Below are 23994 nucleotides of genomic sequence, written 5' to 3' on the forward strand. Positions count from 1 at the left end.
AATTATTGTGGTAAACAAATAAAGAGGGGAATTACCATGAAATCATTCGTACCATGGTTTTATCTGGTTGCTGCTACTGGAGGTCAAGCTGCCTTTGCGATTAATGGCTTGGATGCTTATCGTCAGGGGAATTATCCATTGGCTGCACAGACGCTTATTAATCAGGCGGGTAAAGACCCCATTGCAGATTATTATTTAGGCCGCATGCGCCTCTATGGCTATGGTCAATTAAAAAATAATGCTATGGCTCTGCGGTATTTCAATCAGGCTGCGGAGAAAGGCGTTTTGCCAGCCCAGCAATTTCTTGCCCGTTATAATCTCGTAGAGGCAAAAAATCTCGAGCAGGCTTTGTATTGGTTTAAAAAATCGGCGGCAGCAGGGGATATACAGGCACAAATGTACTGTGCAGCTGCTTATTTGTTTGGTCTTGGCACAAAAGAGAATCCCGATATAGCCAGACGTTACTATATTGATGCTGCCAAAAGTGGTAATGCGATTGCGCAATATACTTTGGGAGATCATTTCCTTGATAGTCGTCATGGCGAAAATAAAAAGCTTGGTGTGATTTGGTTAACCAAAGCGGCCGATCAAGGGAATCCTAAAGCCCAATTAGCCCTGGGTGAACTGTACCTTGCCGGTAAAGTAGTCGGTCTTGACAAGGCCAAGGCACAAGATTTAATAACAAGATCGGCAACACAAGGGTACGTGCCAGCTATGCTCATGCTCGGTGAAATGGCGGTAAAAGAAAAAAATTTCCAAGTTGCCAAAGATTGGTTTACTAAAGCAGCTATTGAAAATGATGTTCATGGAGAGCTGGCTCTGGCGCGTTTGTATTTAATACCAGAGTCTAGTTTTAATAATCCACAAACTGCTTTTATGTGGATGTTGCAAGCAGCGCAGAATGGTTCTAGCGAGGCGCAGGAAGCCTTGGCTTTAATGTATAAAGAGGGCACAGGAGTCGCTGCTGATGAGCGTTTGGCAGAGCAATGGCAGCTAAAAGCTAAAGAAACGGCTGCCAACGAAGCGAAAGTGACCGCGCTGAACGAAGCTGCCCGTTGGTTAAGTAATGATAAAACAAACTCTTTCACTGAGGATGAAACCTATCGTTTAGGGGGTATCTATAGTGCCTGGAAAAATCCCCTTGCATTAAAAGAGAATAATTATAATCAGGCTCCACAAATGGAAGGAGTCACTCGGGCTGAACTATATAAACCCCAATTTGTTATGGTTAAGCCCAATGATATTGCTATTAATGATTATTTTGACCTCCTTGCGCCAAGCATGGGCAGTAATCAGCAAACAGCGTTAATTTTCCCCCGTTATCCTCTTGATCAACAGATAGAGGCGTTACAGCAAAATGAATCGTTAGTTTTAAAGCATAAAGCACGTGTATCCATGATTAATGAGGGCTTGCCTTATCCTGATAAAGCTGGGCCGCAACGTTTTGATTATTTTGATGAAATCACGAAAGGATGGGAGCATCAAGCCAATTACCAAGCAGTTCTTAGCCAACTATATGGCCAGGCAATTCTTGGCGATTCTGATGCCCAATTTGAGTTAGGACAGCTTTATCAATATGGGGTTGCCGTTGCTAAAAATCCACAGCAGGCAATTGTTTACTATGAGTTAGCTGCTATACAACAAGATGTACGGGCTGAATACAATTTAGGTATTTTATATCTGGAAGGACAAACAACCCCCGTTGATTATCAAAAGGGAATAAATTGGATGACTGATGCAGCTTTTAAAGGAAATCCTTATGCTCAGTATGTGTTGGCTTCCATTTATGAAAAAGGGTTCACTGAGCCTAATGGTACCGTGGTTGTTCAGCCTGACATGCAGCAAGCAATGGCGATGTATTATCTTGCTTCAGCCAATGGCTATGGTTTGGCGGAATACCATTTGGCGGATTATCTGGTTAAGCAATCGAAGAATGGTTTAAGTGTTGCTGCGAAGAGAAATCGTACAAAACTAATTAAACGACTTTATGCAGGAGCAGTGGCAGATGGTGTCGCCGAAGCCCGGTTACCCCTGGCGTTTTATAATGCGATGGATGATAACCCAGAAAAGCAAGCGCAAGCGTTTGCTGTAGCCAAGGAAGAAGCGAATACAGGTGATAGTCGTGCTGCTTTGTTATTAGGAATGATGTTTGAAAGAGGTTTATCGGTAGCGGCCAATCAAGTGGAAGCCTTATATTGGTATCAGCAAACTGCGATGAATCCAGCCATTGCTTTCATTCTTGGTACTTATTACAGCCAAGGCATTGGGCTTACCAAGGATTTGCAAAAGGGGAGGGCGCTTTTACAACAAGCAGCTGATGCGAATTTTTCCTATGCCAACCTGAATTTAGCGGTATTGAAACAACAATCAGGAGAAACCTTCCTCGCTGATTTAGATAAGGCACGTGAGTTAGGCAACAGTAAAGCGGGTTTATTGCTTGCTGATTATTATCTGGCTCAAGCCAGTGATCCTGAAAAAATGCAACAGGCTCGTGATATTTACCAGCATTTTGCTGAAAAAGGCGATAAAGAGGGGCAACTGAAGTTAGGTTATCTTTACGATAAAGGTTTTGGTGGCCAAATCGATCGGGCAACAGCTGCAAAATGGTACAGTTTGGCTGCAGAACAAGGAGAGCCTGTAGCCCAATATCTGCTTGGTCAACTTTATCAATTGGGTCGTATAGGTACTCAACCCGATTATGCTGCTGCTAAAAAATGGTACGCAGCTGCGCAAACCAGTTACCCCAGAGCATCAGTAGCGCTTGGTTTTATCTATGATACGGTTGATGATAATTACTTGAAAGCATTAGAAAATTACCAATTGGCTGCGGAAAAGAATGATGCAGTGGGCCAATATAACCTCGGACTGGTGTATGAGGATGGTAAGGGCTTGCCAGTTGATTATGTCAAAGCAAAAGATTTTTATACCAAAGCAGCATCACTTGGCTATAGTAAAGCAATGACACAGCTTGCCGATCTCTATTTTTCGGGTGCCTTAGGTAGCAGAGATGAACAACAGGCCCTGCACTGGTATAAAAAATCAGCCGCTTTAGGGGATGGAGATGCACTGTATCAATTAGGATTATTATCTGAAACAGGGGTTGCTACGAAACTTGATTTTGCTGATGCGACTAGTTATTACCAGCAAGCAGCAGCGAAAGGGAATGAAAAGGCCAAGCTTGCACTCGCCAGGATGTATCAGTATGGTTTAGGCATACCTAAAGATAATGAACAAGCAGCACGTTTGTATGAGGAATTAGCTGCAAACAATAACGCCTATGCCCAATATCAACTAGCTCAAATGTATTTAGATGGTCTCTTGGGCGAACGCAAACCTGAATTGGGCAAGAAATTATTGGAACAAGCCAGTGCAAATGGTAGTCCACAAGCAAGTAAATTGTTGCGATGGATGGATGCCCAGCAGCAAGAGCGCTTTAGTTTCATTGAACCTATCTCCATCAACAAGGTGCCGTCTTTAGCTGATAAATCAGCTGATTTAATGTATTTCGATGCCTTAAGTGAATGGAACAGTGGTGATGAGGCTTATTCACGGATGATCCTGGATCGCTTAAGGAATCAATTCCCGCAATATGTGCCAGCCAAACGTGCTTATGAACAATTGAATCAGCAGGATATTGCGTTCTCGGGCTGACTCAAATCAAAATGTAATTGAAGGAGTCGCGCTATCATTCAAGATAGCGCGATATTAAGATTCCAGTGGTAAGCATTAAACGCAAGTTCTGATCCTCGCAGATAATTATTGCTCCTTTACGTGGGCTCTTTCCCAATCAATTTTCCGTAAGAATGATGTTTGGCAGGGAGCCTTATTTTATCTAAAAAGAGCGTTGAGAAAGGTTAGCACTGTTGTGAGAAAGAGGAACCGAACCGGGAAACCCGGTTCGGTGTTTACGTTACAGACTTAGAGCGACGGAAACACTGGGTTTAAGCTGCCATGGCTTTAACACGTGCGCTCAGGCGGCTTTTAATACGGTTAGCTTTATTTTTGTGGATCAAGCCTTTACCAGCTGCTTTATCAATAATGGGTTGTGCTTTAGCATAGGCAGCACTGGCAGCTTCTTTATCACCAGCTTCAACAGCCTTAAGAACATTTTTAACGAAGGTGCGGAACATGGAACGTGCACTAGCATTATGTTGGCGCAGTTTGACGTTTTGGCGCGCACGTTTGATCGCTGATTTAATATTTGCCACTTAAGAATCTCCACTCATTTTCAGATGTCACAAAAGATGCTGATCATGCACAATGCGCCAGAATTTGTCAATATACCCAAAGAAATAGAGCGTTGTGCGTATAAAGATTAGCACCGAACAAATTGTCGCCCGTGAACGTGCCTATGCCGGTGTCCGATTTAATTACTGAGTACTATTCAGCTGGCAAGATTTTCCAACAGCAAAATACAAAGGAATCCAATAAAAAAGCAGGCTGTAATGACGGGTGTTTCAGTAAATTCTTGTTCATGGGCTTCGGTTAACAATTCTTCTGTGACCAGATAAAGCAAGGCTGCTACACCAAAAGCCAGGAAACCATCGGTAATAACAATGGGTAATTGCGATAGTAAAGTGGCACCAACAATACTGCCAATGGGGATCAATAAAGCAAGGCAAAAACTTAGCAGTAAACGAGTTTTAATTCCCACCGAGCGGCTGCCTAAGGTTGCTGTGGTTGATAACCCTAAAAACAGAATTTCCATTGCCAAGGCGATGGCAATCAGAATGCCTCCTCTGGCTCCTGCCAAAAAGGAAACACCAATTAAGATACCGTCAATGAATAAATCAACACCCACTGCACTTACTAGACCCAGTGAAATTCCTTTTCTTTGCTCTTCATTCTCCATGAGCCTATTTGAAAATTTTTTAAGCAACAGCATCGAAATGACGCCTAAAGAAAAACCGATAATGAGCGCTATAGGTTCATTTTCAGCGCCAAGTTTGGGTAACAACTCTTTCGCAACCGCGGCAAATACGACACCTGCTGCAAAATGTTGCGTGGCAGCGGTTAATTTATCATTGGGCTGATAGACACTGGCAATTGCACCACCGAGGATCATACCAAACGCTGGTGCCAGGGAGTATAACGCGATAGTAGGGAGTGAAGTGACTATCATGAAAATCCTTTTATTTCTGCAATTCAGTTACTGTAACAGAAAGTTAACAGCCAAATTTAAAAAGATAAAAAATCTTTGCTAAAAATCAATAAAAACCGGTTTCTCGGTATATCATAGAGCACGCCTTAAAAATTAATTAAACTATGTCTGCGATTGAAACCATGGTACCAAAACGACAAAGCCTGCTGCGCTCTACCTCCCTTGTGTCGATAATGACGCTAATGTCTAGGCTTGTGGGATTTGCACGCGATATGATACTGGCGCAACTGTTTGGTGCGCAGGCAGGGATGGATGCTTTCTATGTTGCTTTTAGAATCCCCAATTTTATGCGCCGTTTATTTGCAGAGGGTGCTTTTTCACAGGCTTTTGTGCCGGTACTCGCCGAATATCAACAAACACGGACGGTTGATGAAGTACGGACTTTTATTGCTCGTATTGCGGGGCAATTAGGAGTGATTCTTTCAATAGTCACAGTAATCGGGGTTTTGGCAGCCCCTGTGATTATTTTTATTTTTGCACCAGGTTTTGGCGAGAACAGTGTACGTTCATTGCTTGCGACAGAAATGTTGCGCTTAACTTTTCCTTTTCTAATGCTGGTTTCCCTAACTGCCATGGCTGGCGCTATCTTAAATACCTATGGTTATTTTGGCGTTCCAGCATTTACACCCGTGTTACTCAATATCTGTATGATTCTGGCGGCGCTTTATTTATGCCCATTGCTTAGCCAGCCCGTCGTTGGCTTGGCTTGGGGGGTATTGATCGCGGGAATCGCTCAATTATTGTTTCAAATCCCTTTCCTTTACCAACGAAAATTGCTGGTTAAACCCAAATTGGTGTGGAGCGATCCGGGTGTAAAACGCGTTTTAAAATTGATGATCCCTGCTTTGTTTGGTGTGTCGATTGCGCAGATTAATTTAATGGTTGATTCTATTTTTGCATCCTTCTTGAAAGTGGGTAGTGTGACCTGGTTGTACTACACGGATCGGCTGACCGATTTTCCTTTAGGTGTGTTTGGAGTAGCGATTGCTACGGTTATTCTACCTCATTTATCCCGACGCCATGCGGAACAAAGCAACGAGAAATTTTCTCGCGCACTGGATTGGGGATTGCGCTTGTTACTGTTGATAGGGATTCCCTCCGCTTTAGGGTTGTCTTTATTTGCCATGCCTTTAATTGCTGGTTGTTTTGCCTATGGTGCATTCTCGGCTGATGATGTCATTCAAACCCAAAAAAGTCTTATTGCCCTGGGTTCTGGTGTACCAGCTTTCATGATGGTTAAGGTACTTGCTTCAGGTTTTTATGCTCGCCAGGACATCAAAACACCGGTCAAAGTAGGTGCTTTGGTCATGTTAATCAATAGCTTACTGTGTCTGGTGTTTATTTGGCCTCTTGCTCACGCAGGCCTTACTTTGGCTTCGGCGTTGGCAGGTTATATTAATTGTGCGATCTTGTTGTTCCTATTAAAGCGACGAGGGATTTATCAACCAATGACAGGTTGGCTTAAGTATATTCTGCAGTTAGGCGTTGCCAATACCGCAGTGGCAGTCTATTTGCTGTTAATGACGGGTAGTATGAGTTTTTGGTTAGCCCAATCGCCTGTATTAAGATTAACCTGGTTACTGGCCCATGTGACGGTTGCAGTATTGATTTATTTTGTAAGTTTATATGTGACTGGCATTCGTCCAGCGCAATTTCGTGGTCATATGAAGGAGTAATGATGCGCGCAGATCTGTTTTATGATACTCATTCTGAAAAGGCCGTGCCTTTGTTTTTAGTGACTAAAGCCGAATGGGAAAAGGGTTTGGAAACTTTAAATGCCGCAGAGCGTAATGCGTTTTTTGGGCAGCAATTCAAAGGTAAAGCGGGTGATCTTTGTCTGCTCAATACGCAGGATGGTCTTCTTCACAAGGTCTATCTCGGCACGGGTGATGACGATAATCAAAGTCAAGCACTTGCTCAAGCTGCTAAATCCTTGCCGCCCGGCCATTATATTCCACAACAGGATTTAAAACAGGAAGCCTGTATCGCGTGGGCACTAGCACAATATCGTTTTGCCGATTATAAAAAACAAGACACGCTTCCTACTGTTCTCATCGTCAATAAAGCGCAATTGACGGCAATCTTGGCAGACTGTAATGCCATCTTCCTGGTGCGTGATTTAATCAACAAGCCGAGCAATGATATGGGGCCAGAGGAATTAGCCAAGGTATTGGCTGATTTGGCAAAGGAAAATCACGCGCATTTTGAGCAATGGGTCGGTGATGAGTTGCTAGTTGCTAATTTTCCTGCGATTCATACCGTTGGTCGAGCATCGGCAAAAGCACCCCGTTTATTATCTTTGACCTGGGGTGATGAGAAACATCCACGTGTAACCCTGGTGGGGAAAGGGGTTTGCTTTGATAGCGGCGGCCTGGATATCAAACCATCAAGTGGTATGCGTTTGATGAAAAAAGACATGGGTGGTGCTGCACATGTGATTGGCTTGGCGCAATGGATCATGACCCAGCAATTGGCAATCCGTTTACAAGTTCTTATTCCGGCTGTTGAAAATTCAGTAGGCCCTGATGCCTTTCGCCCAGGCGATGTTTTAACCATGCGTAATGGTTTAACGGTGGAAATCGATAATACGGATGCAGAAGGGCGACTAATCTTGGCGGATGCAATCACCAAAGCGTGTGAAGAAAAACCTGAAGTGCTTTTTGATTTTGCTACCTTAACAGGGGCTGCCCGTGTTGCTGTGGGGACTGAGATCGCTGCCATGTTTTGCAATAACGATGATGTTGCACACGCATTGATTGAATCATCAAGGGCTGTTGATGATCCGATGTGGCGTTTACCACTCTTTGCCGGTTATGACTCGATGCTTGACTCATCAATTGCCGATTTGGTGAATTCAAGTTCTTCCGGTTATGCCGGCGCCATCACCGCAGCGCTATTCATACAACGCTTTGTTACCTCCTCTATTCCCTGGATCCATTTTGATATTATGGCCTGGAATGTCAGCAGCAAGCCAGGAAAACCAGAAGGTGGCGAAGCGATGGCGTTGCGTGCGGTGGCGCATTATTTGTTAAAAACGTATGGGAAATAAAGGGCCTCATTATAATGTTAAAGGTGGTGTTATAGCCTTTGGCTTTCACCCGGACGGACTGGCCTTGGACTCCACCTCTTATATAACCGTCTGGGTGACACCTAAACGCAATTTAGCGAAAATTTGATGAAGACATGGGTAAGTGACCCTCGGCATTTTACCGGCTACAATTCAATGTTATGAGTATGCAGTTCACATTGTTTTGCACGGTATTCGCGGTAATGGGCGCGACTTAATTCCTTGGCTGACTCGTCGTTGACAACGATTTCCATAACACGTCGAAAGCGTGCATAAAAGCTGGGAATTGGAGCAGCCAAATTTAGCAAAATATCATTGAACCCGCGTGGCTCTCCCTGATAGCCAAGCTGTATGGGGGGCGGCGGCTCTGGTCCCTCTCCTTGCAAATTATGAGGGATGAAACTATTGTCTTTGAAAGTCCACAGTAACTCATCCAGTTGTTCCGCGTCCTGTTTTGTATCGCAGTAGACGAAAACCTGATGGCCGCGTAGATAGGCTTTTTCCAGCAAACGGCAAGCCAGTAACCAACGAGAAGACAGCTCATTGCTATTTAATAAGTAGAAATCAACGCGTACTGATGACATGGCGTAATAACTCAATTAATAAAGGGACAGGGCGGCCAGTCGCATTGCGTTTTTTACCTGAGATCCAGGCCGTGCCTGCTATATCCATGTGAGCCCAACGGTATTTTTTGGCAAAGCGTGAGAGAAAGCAGGCAGCGGTAATTGCACCAGCACTGCGATCAAAAGAAGCATTGATCATATCAGCCAGGGGACTATCAAGGGCCTCCTGATACGCCTCATCCAGTGGCATGCGCCAGGCCTTATCGTCACTTTCATTGGCGGCAGCAAGAATCCTATTAGCCAGCTCCTCGTCTTCCGTCATAAACCCTGTATTGACATGGCCAAGTGCTATAATCATCGCCCCGGTAAGTGTCGCAAGATCGATAACCCAATCGGGTTGAAACCGTTCTGCATAAGTTAGGGCATCAGCTAACACTAACCGCCCTTCGGCATCAGTATTTAGTATTTCAATCGTCTGACCGGACATGCTGGTAACAATATCGCCCGGTTTTATGGCCGTGCCACTGGGCATATTTTCTGCACTGGCAACAAGGCCAATCAGGTTAATCGGTAATTTTAATGTTGCACAGGCTTTGACGGTTCCAAAGACGGCTGCAGCACCAGACATATCATATTTCATTTCATCCATGGCATTACCTGGCTTTAGTGTTAAGCCGCCAGAGTCAAAGGTGATCCCTTTGCCAACCAGGACAACCGGTTGGGTATCACCACCGCCACAATATTGCATCTCAATTAAACGGGGGGGTTCTGCACTGCCTTTGGCAACCGCAAGCAATGCGCCCATGTTCATGGCTTGCATATCCTCAGGGCACATTATTTTTGCGGATAGATTTTCGTGCTGTTGTGCCAGCTCCATAGCCTGTTCTCCCAGGTAGGTGGGAGTGCAATGGTTGGCCGGTAAGTCGGCTAGGGTGCGAGCGAGCTGTACGCCGGCGGCGATTGCTTTGCTGGTTTCGATAACAGTGCCGGATGCCCCTGGCAGATAAAAATCAATTGCTTCGAGTCGATTGGGTTTTTTATTTTTGGTTTTAAAATCAGAAAGTTGGTATAACTGTGCATCTAACTGCAGCAGCATTTGTTGGACTTGCCAATCGGCATGATGCTCATTGACCTGGGGTAAACAGATCGTGGCTGTAACGATACGTTGTTTAATCAGCGCGGCACCGACGTCACCAAGGCGTTTGCGCAAATTTTTTGCAGAAAATTTGGCTTTTTTGCCACAATGAAGAAGCATTAGACTGTGACCATCAATATCAGCCTGCCATATAGAATCGCCTTCTTCATTTAATTTTTTAAATAAACGGGAAATAAGATGATTGCATTGCTTATCCAGTGTTTTGCCAAAATCACACAAGCCGCAGTCGTCAAAGAAGCCAAGAACAAGGCATTCATTGGTTTTAAGTGATGGTGTTGCAATTAACCCATACTTCATTTCTACTTCCTATCATGCGCAAAAACTGCTAGTTTACCTAGGGTCGGTTCGTAATTCTACTGCCATTTCTGGGAAGACGTTAAGCAATCCATCTTCTTATGTTATGCTGTGCTGTTAAAGAATCTACGTATAAGTATCGTGAGCGATTCAGGAGAAACTAATTTTGTCCAAAATCTATCTAATACGTCCTGATCAATAGGGACAGGCCGTGCTGATTTTTCGTTATTTAGCCAAAGAAGTTTTTGTTACTTTAGCATCGTTAACAACAATCTTGTTGTTGATTTTCATGTCTAATCAATTTGTACGTTATCTTAATCGTGCTGCCAGTGGACAAATTCCTGGCATGATCATTATGAAATTAATGATGCTGGAATTGCCAAACCTTATGGGATTATTGCTCCCGCTTGGATTTTATGTGGCTTTGTTGATTGCTTATGGCCGTCTCTATGCTGAAAGTGAAATGACGGTGTTGCAAGCCTGTGGTTATGGACCTTCTCAATTACTGCGCCATAGTTTTGTGATGGCCGCGGTGGTGAGTGTATTAGTAGGGATTATCATGATATGGGCAAGTCCGGTGATTGCCACTGAGCGAGCAAAATTATTACGTACAACCGGTATTCAAACTGCCATTCAAATGATTGTGCCAGGTCGATTTAGGGCTTTATCGGAAGGCAAGCAAGTCTTTTATGTTGAATCAATGAATCGAGAGCATTCAAAAGCACAGCAAGTCTTTCTGGCGCGCCAGGTTGTTAAAGATAATCATTTGCAATGGGATATTCTGTTGGCAGAGCGAGCTTTCGCTGAAACTGATCCGAATACCCTGGAAAACTATATTGTCTTGCAAGAGGGCAGTGAATATGAAGGGATGCCTGGAAAGGCCGATTTTCAGGTTTCAGAATTTGATCAATACAAAGCACGGTTGCCCCATCCGGTAATTGAAATAGAAAAAGACATTCGTACGACGGATACGGCCAGTTTGTTGCCCTTCAATAACCCAGATAAACGGAAAGCTGCAGAATTGCAATGGCGGTTATCGGTACCGATTATGGTGTTGACTTTAACCTTAGTGGCCGTTCCCTTAAGTCGGGTTAATCCACGTGCAGGTAAATATGCAAAATTGTTACCTGCGATAGTTCTTTATATTGTGTATGCCAATTTTATATTTGTTTCCCGCGACTGGATCATAGCTGGCAAAGTGCCGCTGTGGTTTGGCATGTGGTGGTTACACCTTGCTGTTGCAGGAATAGGGTTACTGTTGATTTGGCGTAATCAGGTGAAATTGTCATGAAATTGCTCGACCGTTACATCGCAAAAACGGTTTTGGCAGCCATTGCTTTGGTGACCTTGATGCTTGCAGGGTTACAAGTGTTTATTCTCTTTGTGAACCAGTTAGATGATTTGGGTAAGGGGGATTATGGTATCGTCCAAACAGCCCTTTATGTTTTTTTACAGATGCCTTACCAGGTTTACTTGTTTTTTCCGATGGCTAGTTTGTTGGGCTGTTTGATTGGTTTAGGTATTATGGCTAATCATCGCGAATTAGTTGTAATGCGCGCAGCCGGAATGTCTATTGGTCAAGTCACACTGGCTGTACTTAAGGCTGCTTTATTCCTTATTCTTTTTGTCACTTTGGTAGGGGAAACCATCGTGCCAAGGCTGGCTTCTTATGCCAATGATCAAAAAATACAGGCTATGAGCGGTGGTCAGACTTTACGTACAGCGCATGGCGTTTGGCTGCGCCATCTAAATGATTTTATTTCCATCGGAACTATCTTACCTAACAATACCTTGGAATTAGTGTTTCAATATCATTTCGATGAATCTCATAAAATGCGTTTTGCCCGTCACATCGACAGAATTAAGTATGTGAATGGTCAATGGGAAGCCCATGATATAGCGGAAACCATCATTAATGACGAGGGTACACAGACTCGCAAAATTAAAGTAATGCCCTGGGATGTCCCGGTGAAACCGGATATTTTAAGTGTCAGTAGTCGTGAACCGGATGAAATGACTTTGCGTGAATTACGTCAATATTTGCGCGCCCAGAAACACAGCCATCAAAATGTAGGTAATTACCAATTGGCTTATTGGCAACGGCTTATACAACCATTGACAACGGTCGTGATGATGATCCTGGCTATCCCATTCATTTTCGGCCCGCTGCGCTCGTCAACCATGGGGTCAAAATTATTGGCTGGGGCTACGGTGGGTTTTGGATTCCATATTGTCAATCGTTTCTTCGGACCGGTAAGTCAGGTATTTCAATGGCCGCCGGAAATCGCTGCCCTAGGACCGACTTTTATATTTGCTTTGTTAGGACTTTATCTGATGGGTAGGGTTAGATAGTGGTTATTATTCGCCATGTGCTTGAAGGGGTACTTAACCCTTTTTTCCTGTGCTGGGTATTATTGTGCGTTTTTTTGATCCTGCTATGGCTGCACGGAGACAGTATGTTGGTGCGTTGCGGCTTCCTAGTGGTCGCGCTGTTACTTTTATTATGCAGTACGGGCTGGATACCTCAAGCGGTTACCCGTCAATTGGAAGATCAGTATCCTGTTATTACCCAGGTTGATCCTGCCATTCATTGGGTGGTGGTCTTTAGCGGGGGGCAATCAGAAATGCCAGGACAAGCAGTAAACAGCTTGTTATATTCAGCCAGCATCAAGCGATTGTTAGAAGGAGTAAGGCTCTATAAACAATTACCGCAAGCAAAATTATTACTCTCAGGTGGGGGGTATGGTTTTGAGCTGCCTGAGGCAATGCGTATGGCAGAGTTAGCGTCTTGGTGCACAATTCCCGCTGGTCATATTGTTTTAGAAAAAGCCTCCATAAATACTGCTGATCAAGTTAAGGCAATTAAAAAAATCGTCCATGAAGAACCATTTTATTTAGTCACTTCTGCTATTCATATGCCACGCGCAATGGCGCTTTGCCAGGCGAGAGGCATGCATCCTATCGCAGCGCCGACTGATTTTACTTTTTATTGGAATGATGAGCGTTGGGGGAAAACCTATTTGCCTAACCCGCATAATCTTTTTTATTTAAGTATTGCCATGCACGAACTGTTAGGGCGCTTATGGGCAAAACTACATGGTGATTACAAATAAAATGATTGGAAAGACAACAGAATACAACTTTTCCAAACGGATGTTGTAATCCCCATGATCGTTCTTTCAATCGATACAATTCATAACGTCATTGATAATGATTAACGGCTCACTGCAACTAAAAGTTATTTCAACGAGCGCGATTTCATGGCGGATTAGAGGAAAAATCGCAATGCATGGGTATAAACTTTAAGCAAAAATCGGTAAAATAAGCCACTTTAATCCATTTTGTAGTTAATATGCCAAAACGTACTGATATTCAATCCGTCCTCATTCTTGGTGCTGGTCCGATAGTCATTGGCCAAGCTTGTGAATTTGATTATTCAGGGACACAAGCCGTCAGGGCGTTGAGAGAAGAGGGATATAGAGTCATTTTGGTGAATTCTAATCCAGCAACGATCATGACCGACCCTGAACTTGCTGATGCAACCTATATTGAACCCGTGCAATGGCAGGAAGTAGCGCGAATTATTGACAAGGAACGTCCAGATGCTTTATTGCCAACCATGGGCGGGCAAACGGCTCTTAATTGTGCTTTGGATTTGGTAAGAGAAGGTGTATTAGAGAAGTATTCCGTTGAAATGATTGGGGCTACTCGTGATGCAATTGACAGAGCCGAAGACAGGGATAAGTTTCGCCAATTGATGAAGAAAATTGGTTTGGAGATGCCGCGCTCAGCAATTGCACACAGTTTGGAAGAGGCCTTTCAGGTACAGGCGCAACTGGGTTTTCCGACCATCATCAGGCCTTCTTTCACCATGGGCGGAAGTGGTGGGGGTATCGCCTATAATCGTGAAGAATTTGAAGAAATTTGTTCTCGCGGCCTCGAATTATCCCCTACCCATGAGTTATTACTTGATGAGTCCGTACTCGGTTGGAAAGAGTACGAGATGGAGGTGGTGCGCGATAAGAAGGACAATTGTATTATTGTTTGTACGATTGAAAATTTAGATCCCATGGGGGTCCATACCGGTGATTCAATTACTGTTGCACCGGCACAGACCTTGACTGACAAAGAATTCCAGCGCATGCGTGATGCAGCTATTAAAGTATTGCGTGCTGTGGGTGTCGATACTGGTGGTTCTAATGTGCAGTTTGCGGTTAATCCTGAAGATGGGCGTATGCTAGTGGTAGAAATGAATCCACGGGTGTCACGCAGTTCTGCCCTGGCCTCCAAAGCAACAGGTTTTCCTATTGCTAAAATAGCAGCCAAGCTTGCCGTTGGCTACACGTTGGATGAGTTGGCCAATGAAATTACGGGGGGCAAAACACCGGCGTCCTTTGAGCCCAGTATTGACTATGTGGTTACTAAAATTCCGCGATTTAATTTTGATAAATTTCCTCAAACCCCTGCGACCTTAACTACCCAAATGAAGTCAGTAGGCGAGGTAATGGCAATTGGTTCTAATTTCCAGGAATCGTTACAGAAAGCAATTCGTGGTTTAGAAATAGGTCGCTGTGGTTTGGAACCTTTATTTACGAAAGGTGATATGGCACGTTTACGAGGCCATTTACGTGAGCCTACGCCTGATCGATTATGGTATATCGCGGATGCCTTTCGCCAGGATTTATCGTTAGAAGAAATATACCAGGAAAGCAAAGTCGATCCCTGGTTTTTAGCACAGATTCAAGAGTTGGTGCTACTGGAACGACTTCTTCATGAAAAATCAATTCAAGACCTGGATAAAACCACGCTGCGCCATCTCAAACGGCATGGCTTTTCTGATGCTTACCTTGCTCGCCTTTTATATTGCAGTGAAGAACAGGTTAGATCTCATCGATTAAAGCTGGGAGTAGTGCCGGTTTATAAACGCATTGATTCATGTGCGGGGGAGTTTCCCAGTGATACCGCTTATTTGTATTCCTGTTATGAAACGGTTTGTGAGGCAAGGCCTGAGACTGGCAAAAAGAAAATCATGATTCTTGGTGGAGGACCTAATCGCATAGGCCAGGGAATAGAATTTGATTATTGTTGCGTACATGCGGCTATGGCTTTAAGAGAAGCTGGCTATCAAACCATCATGGTGAATTGCAACCCTGAAACAGTATCGACTGATTTTGATACGTCTGATCGCCTTTATTTCGAGCCTGTTACTCTGGAAGATGTTTTGTCAATTGTTGCTGTTGAGAAACCAGCAGGGGTTATTGTGCACTATGGTGGACAAACACCGTTGAAATTAGCACGTGAACTGGAGGCAAACGGAGTGCCTATTATCGGTACGTCTCCAGATGCAATTGATCAAGCAGAAGATCGAGAACGCTTTCAGAAATTAGTGACTGAGTTGAATCTGCATCAGCCAGCCAACGGTACGGTACGTAGTGAAGAGGAGGCGATAGAGCTTGCCAAACGTATTGGTTACCCATTGGTGGTGAGGCCTTCCTATGTATTGGGTGGTCGAGCTATGGAAGTAGTCTATCAGGAAGACGATTTGCGTTATTATTTGGAGCATGCAGTGGCTGTTTCAAATGATTCGCCAGTATTGCTGGATAAATTCTTAAACGATGCTATAGAAGTCGATATTGATGCAGTCTGCGATGGTGAAGAAGTAATGATAGGTGCCATCATGGAACACATAGAACAAGCCGGGGTGCATTCGGGTGACTCTGCCTGTACGTTACCTCCTTTTAGTTTAAGTGTAGTGGTGCAGCAGGATTTAATTGAGCAAATTCGCCAAATGGCGCTGAAGTTAGGGGTCGTTGGCTTAATCAATGCGCAATTTGCTATTCAGGCTGATGATATTTATGTGCTGGAAGTGAACCCGCGAGCATCACGAACGGTGCCTTTTGTTTCGAAGGCGACCGGATTATCTCTGGCAAAAATTGCAGCTCGTTGTAAAGTGGGTCAGAGTTTGAAGCAGCAAGGTTTAAGCCAGCACTATCCAATGCCCGCTTTTTACTCAATCAAACTGCCGGTGTTTCCTTTTATTAAATTCTCTGGTGTCGATTCAATTTTAGGGCCAGAAATGAAATCGACGGGCGAAGTGATGGGTATTGCCAGACGCTTTGGTCAAGCTTATGCTAAAGCACAGTTGGGAGCCGGTTGTAATATTGTTAAACGGCGGCGTGCTTTTGTTTCTGTGCGTGATGCGGATAAAGCACGAGTTGGCGAAATAGTTAAGCGGCTTATCCAATTGGGCTTTGAAATAATCGCAACCCGTGGTACAGCCTTGGTTTTACAAGCGGCCGGGATTGATTGCCGACGAGTTTTTAAAGTGGCAGAAGGCAGACCGCATGTTGTCGATTTTATAAAAAATAATGAAATTGATTTTATTGTAAATACCACAGAAGGTAAGCAAGCAACAGCAGATTCCTTTGCCATTAGACGCAATGCGTTGCAGCATAAGGTCAGCTATACTACAACGTTGTCAGGTGCCGAAGCAGCATGTTTGGCAATGAAATACGAGGACCGGGAAACGGTCACCCGATTACAAGATTTACATTAAAGGTGGTGGTCTATGTCAAAACATCCTATGACAGTGCAAGGAGCAGAAGCGCTTAAAAATGAATTACAGCGTCTTAAATCAATTGAGAGACCGCGTATTATTGAAGCGATAGCAACTGCCCGCGAACATGGTGATTTGAAAGAAAATGCTGAATACCATGCTGCGCGTGAACAGCAAAGTTTTAACGAGGGACGGATTCAGGAGTTGGAGGCCAAACTTTCGAATGCTCAAATCGTTGATCTCAGTAAAGTAACGAATAATGGCAAGGTGGTATTTGGCGCAGTGGTTACCGTATGTCATTTACAAACTGATGCAGAACTCGCTTATCAAATTGTTGGGGAAGATGAAGCGGATATTAAAGTAAATAAAATTTCTTACAGTTCGCCAATTGGGCGTGCCTTAATTGGTAAACAAGTGGATGATACGGTAGCAGTAGAAACACCTGGTGGCTTGGTTGAATACGAAATCATCGCTGTAGATTACCATTAGAATAAGCGGTAGCCCGGGTGAAGGTTATAGCCAAAGCCCGGGATTCAAAACCAGATACCAAGCGCTTTAAAATCCCGGGCTACAACTGCGGTTTACGCAGAATCTTACGGTAAGTGATAAAATGGGTTAGGTAGCTTAAATCCTTTTTGCATAAAGCCGCCTTTCAGATCACTGTCTTGATCGCCAATCGATGCAATTACTGTATATCCTTGATTGACAATTGATTTTCGCGCCTGGGTTTTGAAAGGGGTAATCGAAGGTTGACGATAGGTATCAGGTCGTAAATAAAGACCCGCCCAATGGTTAAAACCTGCACGTAATAAATTGGCCCTGGTCGCTTTTAATTCAGAAAGAGGGCGTCCAGTGACAAAAAAGACTTTCACACCATGTTTCAGGGCATCCTGGTAAAGAGCTAACATGGGTGCTATTGCTGGTGCATCGGCAGCTAAAATTTCTTTATGTAATTGGGCACGATTGGCAACAAAATCCCGTTTAACCATTTTATCGTAGTTACTTAAACTCGTCTCATCGATATCAAGTACGACAGCCAATTTTTTGGGATTTCTACTCTGGCTGTTTGCTAGAGCTTCTTTGACAATATAACCGCGTGCTTGAGCGATAACTTGCGCCAATTCTTTTTCATAAAGACCAGAATCATGATAAACCTGAATCTCTTTTTTAACTAAGCTAAGATTTGCTGGTTCAGCAAAAGCAGGAGAGAAAAACAAAGCAGTACAACTTATTACTGCCAGAGTTTTCATGATAACTTTAAAAGATCCTTTCATCGGTCATTCCACTGAGAGTAAGTGCCGGCATTATAACGCCTAAAGGATGGATGTCAATTGTTCAGCTTGACTATTTGTATTTCACTTGGTCGGTGTGATAAAATAAAGAACAACTCTATCTAATTGATCTTGAAGAAATTACTAACTCGCGGAGTCAATTCTATTTTGATTGCCTCTGACTTCTAAAATGGAGTATCATTCGTCTTTTGCTTTAAATAGAACTGAATTAGTACTATATTAAAGAATATAATTCCTGTAAAATTAAGACTTATTTGGTACTAGATTATTTGGTGTGGGGGTGGTATGCTGCGCATCAGCAAATTGGCCGATTATGGAACAGTTGTGATGGTGTATCTCGCGAAGCGGGCACAAACGCTTTGTAATGCACGTGATATCGCGTTACACACTCATTTGACTGTACCAACAGTCAGCAAATTATTAAAACGCCTAACTGCGGCAGGATTACTGACTTCAGTACGTGGTGTGAGTGGAGGATACCGTTTGCAGCGGGCTGCAAGTGAGATATCAGTCGCCGCGATTATTTATGCTTTGGAAGAGCAGCGCGGGTTGACTGAGTGCAGTTTGCAACCGAATGAATGTTCCTTGCAGGGAGTCTGTCACATTCAAGGCAATTGGCGGTTAATAAGCCAAGCTATCGAAACAGCACTGGATAGTGTGAGTTTGGAGGCATTGGCAAAACCATCTCTCCAGGCGGTTGATATTAACCGCATCAGGCAGTTGGCAAGTGGAGTGAGTAATGGCGAAAAGCAGTGAACAAATTAATTCCCTCCTTGAGCGGGAATATCAACATGGTTTCGTTACAGACATTGAGGTTGAAACCTTCGAGCCAGGTTTGGACGAAGAGGTGATTCGTCGTCTGTCGGCAATTAAAGGTGAGCCAGAGTTCTTATTGCAATGGCGTTTGGCTGCATTCAGGCATTGGCAAACTATGCCGCATCCTGAATGGTCCAGTGTGCATTACTCGCCAATCGATTATCAGGCTATTTCTTATTATTCGGCCCCCAAAAGTAAAAAAGATGCGCCTAAAAGTCTTGATGAAGTTGATCCAGAGTTATTGCGGACTTATGAGAAATTAGGTATTCCTTTAAAAGAACAGGAAATGCTTGCCGGTGTAGCCGTTGATGCAGTTTTTGATAGTGTCTCTGTGGCGACAACCTTTAAGGCGAAGTTGGCTGAGGTTGGTGTTATTTTCTGTCCTTTTTCAGAGGCTGTGCATAAATACCCTGATTTGCTACGCCAGTACCTGGGCTCTGTTGTGCCTTATCGTGATAATTTTTATGCAGCACTTAATTCAGCTGTATTTAGTGATGGCTCCTTTATTTATATTCCCAAGGGCGTACGTTGTCCTATGGAATTATCTACTTATTTTCGTATTAATGCCGCTTCAACGGGTCAGTTTGAACGTACTCTAATTATTGCGGATAGTGATAGCTATGTATCTTACCTGGAAGGTTGTACCGCACCGATGCGTGATGAGAATCAATTGCATGCGGCAGTGGTTGAATTAGTAGCACTGGAAGGCGCGCAGATTAAATATTCAACCGTACAAAATTGGTACCCGGGTGATAAAGAAGGGAAAGGTGGTATTTATAATTTTGTTACCAAGCGCGGTGCTTGTCGCGGTCAACGCTCGAAAATTTCGTGGACACAAATTGAAACCGGTTCGGCAATTACCTGGAAATACCCTAGTGTTATTTTGCAAGGTGATGATTCAGTCGGTGAGTTTTATTCTGTAGCACTTACTAATAATTTTCAGCAGGCTGATACTGGAACGAAGATGATCCATTTGGGTAAAAACACACGTTCTACCATTATCTCCAAAGGAATCAGCGCTGGTCGATCACACAATGCTTATCGTGGCCTGGTGCGGATTGCTCCTACGGCTACCAATGCGCGTAATTATACGCAATGTGATTCGATGTTAATGGGCTCTGAATGTTCAGCCCATACTTTTCCTTATATTGAGGTTAAAAACCCTACGGCACAATTAGAGCATGAAGCAACCACGTCTAAAATCAGTGAAGAACAGTTGTTTTATTGTCAACAGCGCGGCATCGATACAGAAGACGCCGTCTCCATGATCGTCAATGGGTTCTGCAAACAAGTCTTGAAAGAGTTACCTATGGAGTTTGCTGTAGAGGCTACTAAGTTATTAGGCATTAGTTTGGAAGGGGCAGTCGGTTAATATGTTAGCAATCAATCAATTAAATGTCGCAATTAATGCGCAACCTATTCTAAAAGGCATTGATCTCACCGTAAAACCAGGTGAAGTTCATGCCATTATGGGACCCAATGGTTCTGGTAAAAGTACTTTATCAAAAGTTTTGGCCGGACACCCAGCCTATGAGATAACCGATGGTTCCATCACTTATTTAGGAAAGGATTTATTGCCCTTGGCACCTGAAGAACGTGCTCAAGCGGGAATTTTTATGTCTTTCCAATACCCGGTTGAAATTCCTGGTGTAACCAATATTAATTTCCTTAAAGCCGCGGTGAATGCGGTACGTAAAGGGCAGGGTAAAAACACGCTGGATGCCATTGAGTTTTTAAGTTTTATTCGCGAAAAATGTCAGTTACTAGATATGGATGAGAGTTTTTTATACCGAAGCATCAATGAAGGCTTTTCTGGTGGTGAGAAAAAGCGCAATGAAATTTTACAGATGCTGGCTCTTGAACCGAAACTTGCCATTCTTGATGAAACAGATTCAGGCCTGGATATTGATGCATTGCGGATTATTTCGCAGGGAGTCAATGCCATGCGTTCGCCGGAACGTGCCATCATTCTGGTAACCCACTATCAGCGATTGTTAGATTATATTGAACCTGATTTTATTCATGTGTTAGCCAATGGTCGTATCATTAAGTCTGGTGACAAGTCATTAGCATTAGAGTTGGAGAAAAAAGGATACAGTTGGCTTGAGGAGACTGAGCAGGCATGAGTGAACTCCTTGATTTTTATAAGCAGCAAGCCAAGGCAGGGATATCAACCATACCCTGGCTAGCCGAATTACAGGCAAAAGGCTTGCGTGAATTGACTCGCTACGGTTTTCCAACACGACAGGATGAGGATTGGAAATACACGCTGGTAGACTCATTTTTGCAGCAACGCTTTGCAAAACAGCCGGGTATTTTGACGTCTGAATCGACGCCTCCTCGTTCTGATTTACCAGCAAGCATGCAATTAATTATCCAGAATGGTCAAGTATTTGGTACTGATCTACTTGCCAAACAATTGCCTGCAGGAGTTCTAGTACAATCGCTTGCCCAGGCTCTTGAGCAACAGACTGATAAGATTAAACCCTATTTGGGTCAATTGTTACGTCATGAAAATGGGTTTCATGCGTTAAATACAGCGATGTTGGCCACCGGTGTTGTTATTTATTTGCCAGCAGGTGTTTGTGTTGAAGAACCGATTGTTTTATCGCATTGGCAAGATCAACCCAATCAGGCTGTTTATGGTCGCCATCTCATTATCGCTGAAGAAGGGAGTGAGGCTACGATCATTGAAGAATATCGAGGTGAAGAAGCGTGTAGTTATTTTACCAGCACGATTACTGAGGTATTTGCTGCCGCGCATGCCAAAGTGCTTCATTATAAAATTCAGCGTGAGAGTAAGTCGGCTTATCACATTGGCTATCTTGCAGCGAAGTTGGCAAAAAATAGTCAATTTGATAGTCATTCTTTGAGTTTGGGTGGCAAACTGGTCCGTAGTGATATGAGCCTGGATTTGCAGGAAGAGAATGCGCGTTGTTTACTTAATGGTATTTATGCCCCTGCCGAAGGCCAGCATATTGATCATCACACGACCATCCATCATAGAGTACCCAATTGCCAGAGCGAACAGGATTATAAAGGGATTTTGAGCGGGCGTTCCCGTGCTGTGTTTAATGGCAAAGTAATCGTAGCCAGGGGAGCACAGCATACCCAAGCCAAACAGCAAAATAAGAATCTGCTGTTATCTGCGCAGGCCGAAATTGATAGTAAACCGCAATTAGAAATTTTTGCTGATGACGTGGTTTGTACACATGGAGCGACGGTAGGGCAATTGGATGAGGATGCTTTGTTCTATTTGGCAACTCGTGGGATAGATAGACGTGAAGCAAGTAGTTACTTAATCCATGCGTTTGCCGCTGATAATTTACGTCTTCTTCCGCATCGTACGCTTGCGGAATGGATGGGGACTTTGCTAAATCAGCAGTTGAGGTGAGAGTATGAGTGCAGCAACAGCTTTAATCGAAGATCGGGATATCGAGGCTATTCGTGCTGATTTTCCGGTACTGAATCAAACAATAAATGACTATCCCTTAACTTATTTGGATAATGCAGCAACGACGCAAAAACCCAAATCAGTGATCGACGCGATTGCCCATTATTATTCTTATGATAATGCGAATGTACATCGCGGGGTGCATGCTTTAAGTGTACGCGCTACACAACAATATGAAGCGGTGCGTAACAAAGTGCAGCATTTTATTAATGCCCGCTCCGCCCGTGAATGTATTTTTGTGCGTGGTACGACGGAAGGGATTAATCTGGTAGCACAAAGTTTTGTTGCTCCACGCATCCTTCCTGGCGAAGAAATTTTGATCACTCATATGGAACATCATTCCAATATTGTTCCCTGGCAAATGGTTTGTAAAAAAACCGGTGCCCGCTTACGAGTCGCCCCTATTTCCATTGAGGGTGAAATCCTGTTGGACGAATTTGAAAAAATGCTGAATGAAAACACGAAATTTGTTTCTATCAGCTATGCCTCAAATGCTTTAGGTACAATTAATCCCGTTGCAAAAATGATTGAGATGGCTCATGCCCATGGTGCATTGGTCTTGCTGGATGGTGCACAAGCCACAGCACATTTGCCTATTGATGTGCAGGCCCTGGATTGCGATTTTTATGCTTTTTCTGGTCATAAAATGTATGGGCCTACGGGCATTGGTGTGTTATGGGGGAAAGAACATCTCCTGGATGATATGGTGCCTTATCAAGGTGGCGGTGAGATGATTAACTACGTTACTCTTGAAGCAACCGAATACGCTGCCCTCCCTCACAAGTTTGAAGCAGGTACTCCCAATATAGCGGGGGTAATTGGCTTAGGTGCTGCTATGGATTATCTATGGTCTTTGGATATGGAGGCCGTTGCCGCTTACGAAGCCCACTTGCTTGATTATGCTACCTTGGCTGTGCAGTCGGTGAAGGGGTTTAATATTATTGGTACAGCGAAACAAAAAGTGCCGGTTATTTCTTTTGTCCATGGAAAAATTCATGCGCATGATATTGGCACAATATTAGATAGTGCTGGCATTGCTATTCGTAGTGGCCATCACTGCGCGATGCCATTAATGAGTTTTTTTGATGTGGCTGCAACAAGCCGAATTTCCTTATCTTTCTATAATACGAAGGAAGAAATTGATCGTTGTATTCGAGCCTTGCATAAGGTGAAAGAGGTATTTGCATGAGTATGGAATTGCGGGAGCTTTATCAGGAAATTATTATTGATCATAATCGCAATCCGCGTAATCACCATCCTATGCCTGATGCAACGACCCAAGCGAATGGGTTTAACCCTCTTTGTGGTGATAAATTGACTGTTTATCTGAAACTTGAGGCTGGGATTATCGTTGATGTAAGTTTTGTTGGTTGCGGTTGTGCAATTTCACAGGCCTCTGCCTCGCTAATGACAGAAGCCCTGGTTGGTAAAACAGTTGAAGAAGCGCATCAATTGTTTGAGCGTTTTCATACGATGGTAACCAAAGATGATGATAACCAATTACTCTCTTTAGACAAGCTTGCTGTGCTGGCTGGTGTAAGGGCTTATCCTGCACGGGTTAAATGTGCCACCCTGGCCTGGCATACTCTGGAAGCTGCACTCTCGAAGAGTTCAGAAACTGTTTCTACGGAGTAA

19 protein-coding genes are annotated in these 23994 nt (G+C 43.7%); 14 read left to right on the forward strand and 5 right to left on the reverse strand.

Going from position 1 to position 23994, the window contains the following annotated elements:
• Positions 1-36: 36 nt before the first annotated feature.
• Entirely contained in the window at positions 37-3651 is a 3615-nt protein-coding gene (locus ACN4Z1_RS03460) for an SEL1-like repeat protein (protein WP_228363224.1), read from the forward strand.
• Positions 3652-3941: 290 nt separating this feature from the next.
• Here the strand turns inward: ACN4Z1_RS03460 and rpsT are convergent, their stop codons facing one another.
• Together rpsT and ACN4Z1_RS03470 are read right to left on the reverse strand one after the other, a co-directional pair.
• Entirely contained in the window at positions 3942-4208 is a 267-nt protein-coding gene (gene rpsT, locus ACN4Z1_RS03465) for a 30S ribosomal protein S20 (protein WP_115220638.1), read from the reverse strand.
• Positions 4209-4384: 176 nt separating this feature from the next.
• On the reverse strand, positions 4385-5122 hold the full coding sequence (locus ACN4Z1_RS03470; RefSeq protein WP_228363223.1) for a ZIP family metal transporter: 738 nt from the start codon (positions 5120-5122) through the stop codon (positions 4385-4387).
• Between the two features lie 161 nt (positions 5123-5283).
• Here ACN4Z1_RS03470 and murJ point away from each other — a divergent pair, with 161 nt between their 5' ends.
• Together murJ and ACN4Z1_RS03480 are read left to right on the forward strand one after the other, a co-directional pair.
• Positions 5284-6837 (forward strand): murein biosynthesis integral membrane protein MurJ, encoded by a 1554-nt coding sequence (murJ, locus tag ACN4Z1_RS03475; protein ID WP_228364069.1) that lies wholly within the window; start codon positions 5284-5286, stop codon positions 6835-6837.
• 2 nt (positions 6838-6839) lie between these two features.
• Entirely contained in the window at positions 6840-8210 is a 1371-nt protein-coding gene (locus ACN4Z1_RS03480) for a leucyl aminopeptidase family protein (RefSeq protein WP_228364068.1), read from the forward strand.
• A gap of 164 nt (positions 8211-8374) precedes the next feature.
• On the opposite strand, the gene ACN4Z1_RS03485 is transcribed toward ACN4Z1_RS03480, so the two are convergent.
• Together ACN4Z1_RS03485 and ACN4Z1_RS03490 are read right to left on the reverse strand one after the other, a co-directional pair.
• On the reverse strand, positions 8375-8812 hold the full coding sequence (locus tag ACN4Z1_RS03485) for a DNA polymerase III subunit chi (protein WP_228363222.1): 438 nt from the start codon (positions 8810-8812) through the stop codon (positions 8375-8377).
• Positions 8793-10244 (reverse strand): leucyl aminopeptidase, encoded by a 1452-nt coding sequence (locus ACN4Z1_RS03490; RefSeq protein ID WP_228363221.1) that lies wholly within the window; start codon positions 10242-10244, stop codon positions 8793-8795. The genes ACN4Z1_RS03485 and ACN4Z1_RS03490 overlap by 20 nt, the downstream gene beginning before the upstream one ends.
• A 208-nt stretch (positions 10245-10452) precedes the next feature.
• Between ACN4Z1_RS03490 and lptF the strand changes: the two genes are divergently transcribed.
• The 5 genes from lptF (at position 10453) to greA (ending at position 17286) form a co-directional block, all read left to right on the forward strand.
• On the forward strand, positions 10453-11532 hold the full coding sequence (gene lptF, locus ACN4Z1_RS03495) for an LPS export ABC transporter permease LptF (protein WP_228363220.1): 1080 nt from the start codon (positions 10453-10455) through the stop codon (positions 11530-11532).
• Positions 11523-12593, forward strand: a complete 1071-nt coding sequence (gene lptG / locus ACN4Z1_RS03500; protein ID WP_228364067.1) for an LPS export ABC transporter permease LptG — start codon at positions 11523-11525, stop codon at positions 12591-12593. Before lptF ends, lptG begins: the two co-directional genes overlap by 10 nt.
• Entirely contained in the window at positions 12593-13354 is a 762-nt protein-coding gene (locus ACN4Z1_RS03505; protein ID WP_181879317.1) for a YdcF family protein, read from the forward strand. Before lptG ends, ACN4Z1_RS03505 begins: the two co-directional genes overlap by 1 nt.
• Positions 13355-13593: 239 nt before the next feature.
• The gene (gene carB, locus ACN4Z1_RS03510; RefSeq protein ID WP_228363219.1) at positions 13594-16797 is read left to right on the forward strand and encodes a carbamoyl-phosphate synthase large subunit; all 3204 of its coding nucleotides are present in this window, start codon (positions 13594-13596) and stop codon (positions 16795-16797) included.
• 12 nt (positions 16798-16809) lie between these two features.
• Positions 16810-17286 carry a transcription elongation factor GreA gene (gene greA / locus ACN4Z1_RS03515; protein ID WP_228363218.1) on the forward strand — a complete coding sequence of 159 codons (477 nt, stop codon included), beginning with the start codon at positions 16810-16812 and terminating at the stop codon, positions 17284-17286.
• A gap of 104 nt (positions 17287-17390) precedes the next feature.
• Here greA and ACN4Z1_RS03520 read toward each other — a convergent pair whose 3' ends face one another.
• Positions 17391-18071 (reverse strand): HAD family acid phosphatase, encoded by a 681-nt coding sequence (locus ACN4Z1_RS03520; RefSeq protein ID WP_370634537.1) that lies wholly within the window; start codon positions 18069-18071, stop codon positions 17391-17393.
• Between the two features lie 303 nt (positions 18072-18374).
• Here ACN4Z1_RS03520 and ACN4Z1_RS03525 point away from each other — a divergent pair, with 303 nt between their 5' ends.
• The 6 genes from ACN4Z1_RS03525 to sufU are packed head-to-tail and all read left to right on the forward strand — an operon-like array spanning position 18375 to position 23994.
• Positions 18375-18845, forward strand: a complete 471-nt coding sequence (locus ACN4Z1_RS03525) for an SUF system Fe-S cluster assembly regulator (RefSeq protein WP_019218120.1) — start codon at positions 18375-18377, stop codon at positions 18843-18845.
• Complete coding sequence (sufB, locus tag ACN4Z1_RS03530) at positions 18829-20277, forward strand: Fe-S cluster assembly protein SufB (protein ID WP_419388081.1); 1449 nt, start codon at positions 18829-18831, stop codon at positions 20275-20277. Before ACN4Z1_RS03525 ends, sufB begins: the two co-directional genes overlap by 17 nt.
• 1 nt (position 20278) lies before the next feature.
• Positions 20279-21031 carry a Fe-S cluster assembly ATPase SufC gene (sufC, locus tag ACN4Z1_RS03535; RefSeq protein ID WP_228363215.1) on the forward strand — a complete coding sequence of 251 codons (753 nt, stop codon included), beginning with the start codon at positions 20279-20281 and terminating at the stop codon, positions 21029-21031.
• Positions 21028-22299, forward strand: a complete 1272-nt coding sequence (sufD, locus tag ACN4Z1_RS03540; RefSeq protein WP_228363214.1) for a Fe-S cluster assembly protein SufD — start codon at positions 21028-21030, stop codon at positions 22297-22299. Before sufC ends, sufD begins: the two co-directional genes overlap by 4 nt.
• Positions 22300-22303: 4 nt before the next feature.
• Positions 22304-23548: a cysteine desulfurase gene (locus tag ACN4Z1_RS03545; RefSeq protein WP_228363213.1), complete on the forward strand. Its 1245-nt coding sequence runs from the start codon at positions 22304-22306 to the stop codon at positions 23546-23548.
• A complete protein-coding gene (sufU, locus tag ACN4Z1_RS03550; protein WP_058446533.1) occupies positions 23545-23994 on the forward strand; it encodes a Fe-S cluster assembly sulfur transfer protein SufU in 450 nt (149 codons plus the stop codon). Before ACN4Z1_RS03545 ends, sufU begins: the two co-directional genes overlap by 4 nt.

Origin of the sequence: Legionella sp. ST3F1, from assembly GCF_048553315.1 — a bacterium.
Lineage (GTDB): Bacteria > Pseudomonadota > Gammaproteobacteria > Legionellales > Legionellaceae > Tatlockia > Tatlockia donaldsonii.

Coding starts and splice junctions, on each gene's coding strand:
- ACN4Z1_RS03490 (WP_228363221.1), bottom strand. CDS start 10,244: ATGAAGTATGGGTTAATTGCAACACCATCACTTAAAACCAATGAATGC.
- ACN4Z1_RS03525 (WP_019218120.1), top strand. CDS start 18,375: ATGCTGCGCATCAGCAAATTGGCCGATTATGGAACAGTTGTGATGGTG.
- ACN4Z1_RS03470 (WP_228363223.1), bottom strand. CDS start 5,122: ATGATAGTCACTTCACTCCCTACTATCGCGTTATACTCCCTGGCACCA.
- ACN4Z1_RS03485 (WP_228363222.1), bottom strand. CDS start 8,812: ATGTCATCAGTACGCGTTGATTTCTACTTATTAAATAGCAATGAGCTG.
- ACN4Z1_RS03545 (WP_228363213.1), top strand. CDS start 22,304: ATGAGTGCAGCAACAGCTTTAATCGAAGATCGGGATATCGAGGCTATT.
- murJ (WP_228364069.1), top strand. CDS start 5,284: ATGGTACCAAAACGACAAAGCCTGCTGCGCTCTACCTCCCTTGTGTCG.
- sufD (WP_228363214.1), top strand. CDS start 21,028: ATGAGTGAACTCCTTGATTTTTATAAGCAGCAAGCCAAGGCAGGGATA.
- sufC (WP_228363215.1), top strand. CDS start 20,279: ATGTTAGCAATCAATCAATTAAATGTCGCAATTAATGCGCAACCTATT.
- carB (WP_228363219.1), top strand. CDS start 13,594: ATGCCAAAACGTACTGATATTCAATCCGTCCTCATTCTTGGTGCTGGT.
- sufB (WP_419388081.1), top strand. CDS start 18,829: ATGGCGAAAAGCAGTGAACAAATTAATTCCCTCCTTGAGCGGGAATAT.
- sufU (WP_058446533.1), top strand. CDS start 23,545: ATGAGTATGGAATTGCGGGAGCTTTATCAGGAAATTATTATTGATCAT.
- ACN4Z1_RS03460 (WP_228363224.1), top strand. CDS start 37: ATGAAATCATTCGTACCATGGTTTTATCTGGTTGCTGCTACTGGAGGT.
- ACN4Z1_RS03480 (WP_228364068.1), top strand. CDS start 6,840: ATGCGCGCAGATCTGTTTTATGATACTCATTCTGAAAAGGCCGTGCCT.
- greA (WP_228363218.1), top strand. CDS start 16,810: ATGTCAAAACATCCTATGACAGTGCAAGGAGCAGAAGCGCTTAAAAAT.
- ACN4Z1_RS03520 (WP_370634537.1), bottom strand. CDS start 18,071: ATGAAAGGATCTTTTAAAGTTATCATGAAAACTCTGGCAGTAATAAGT.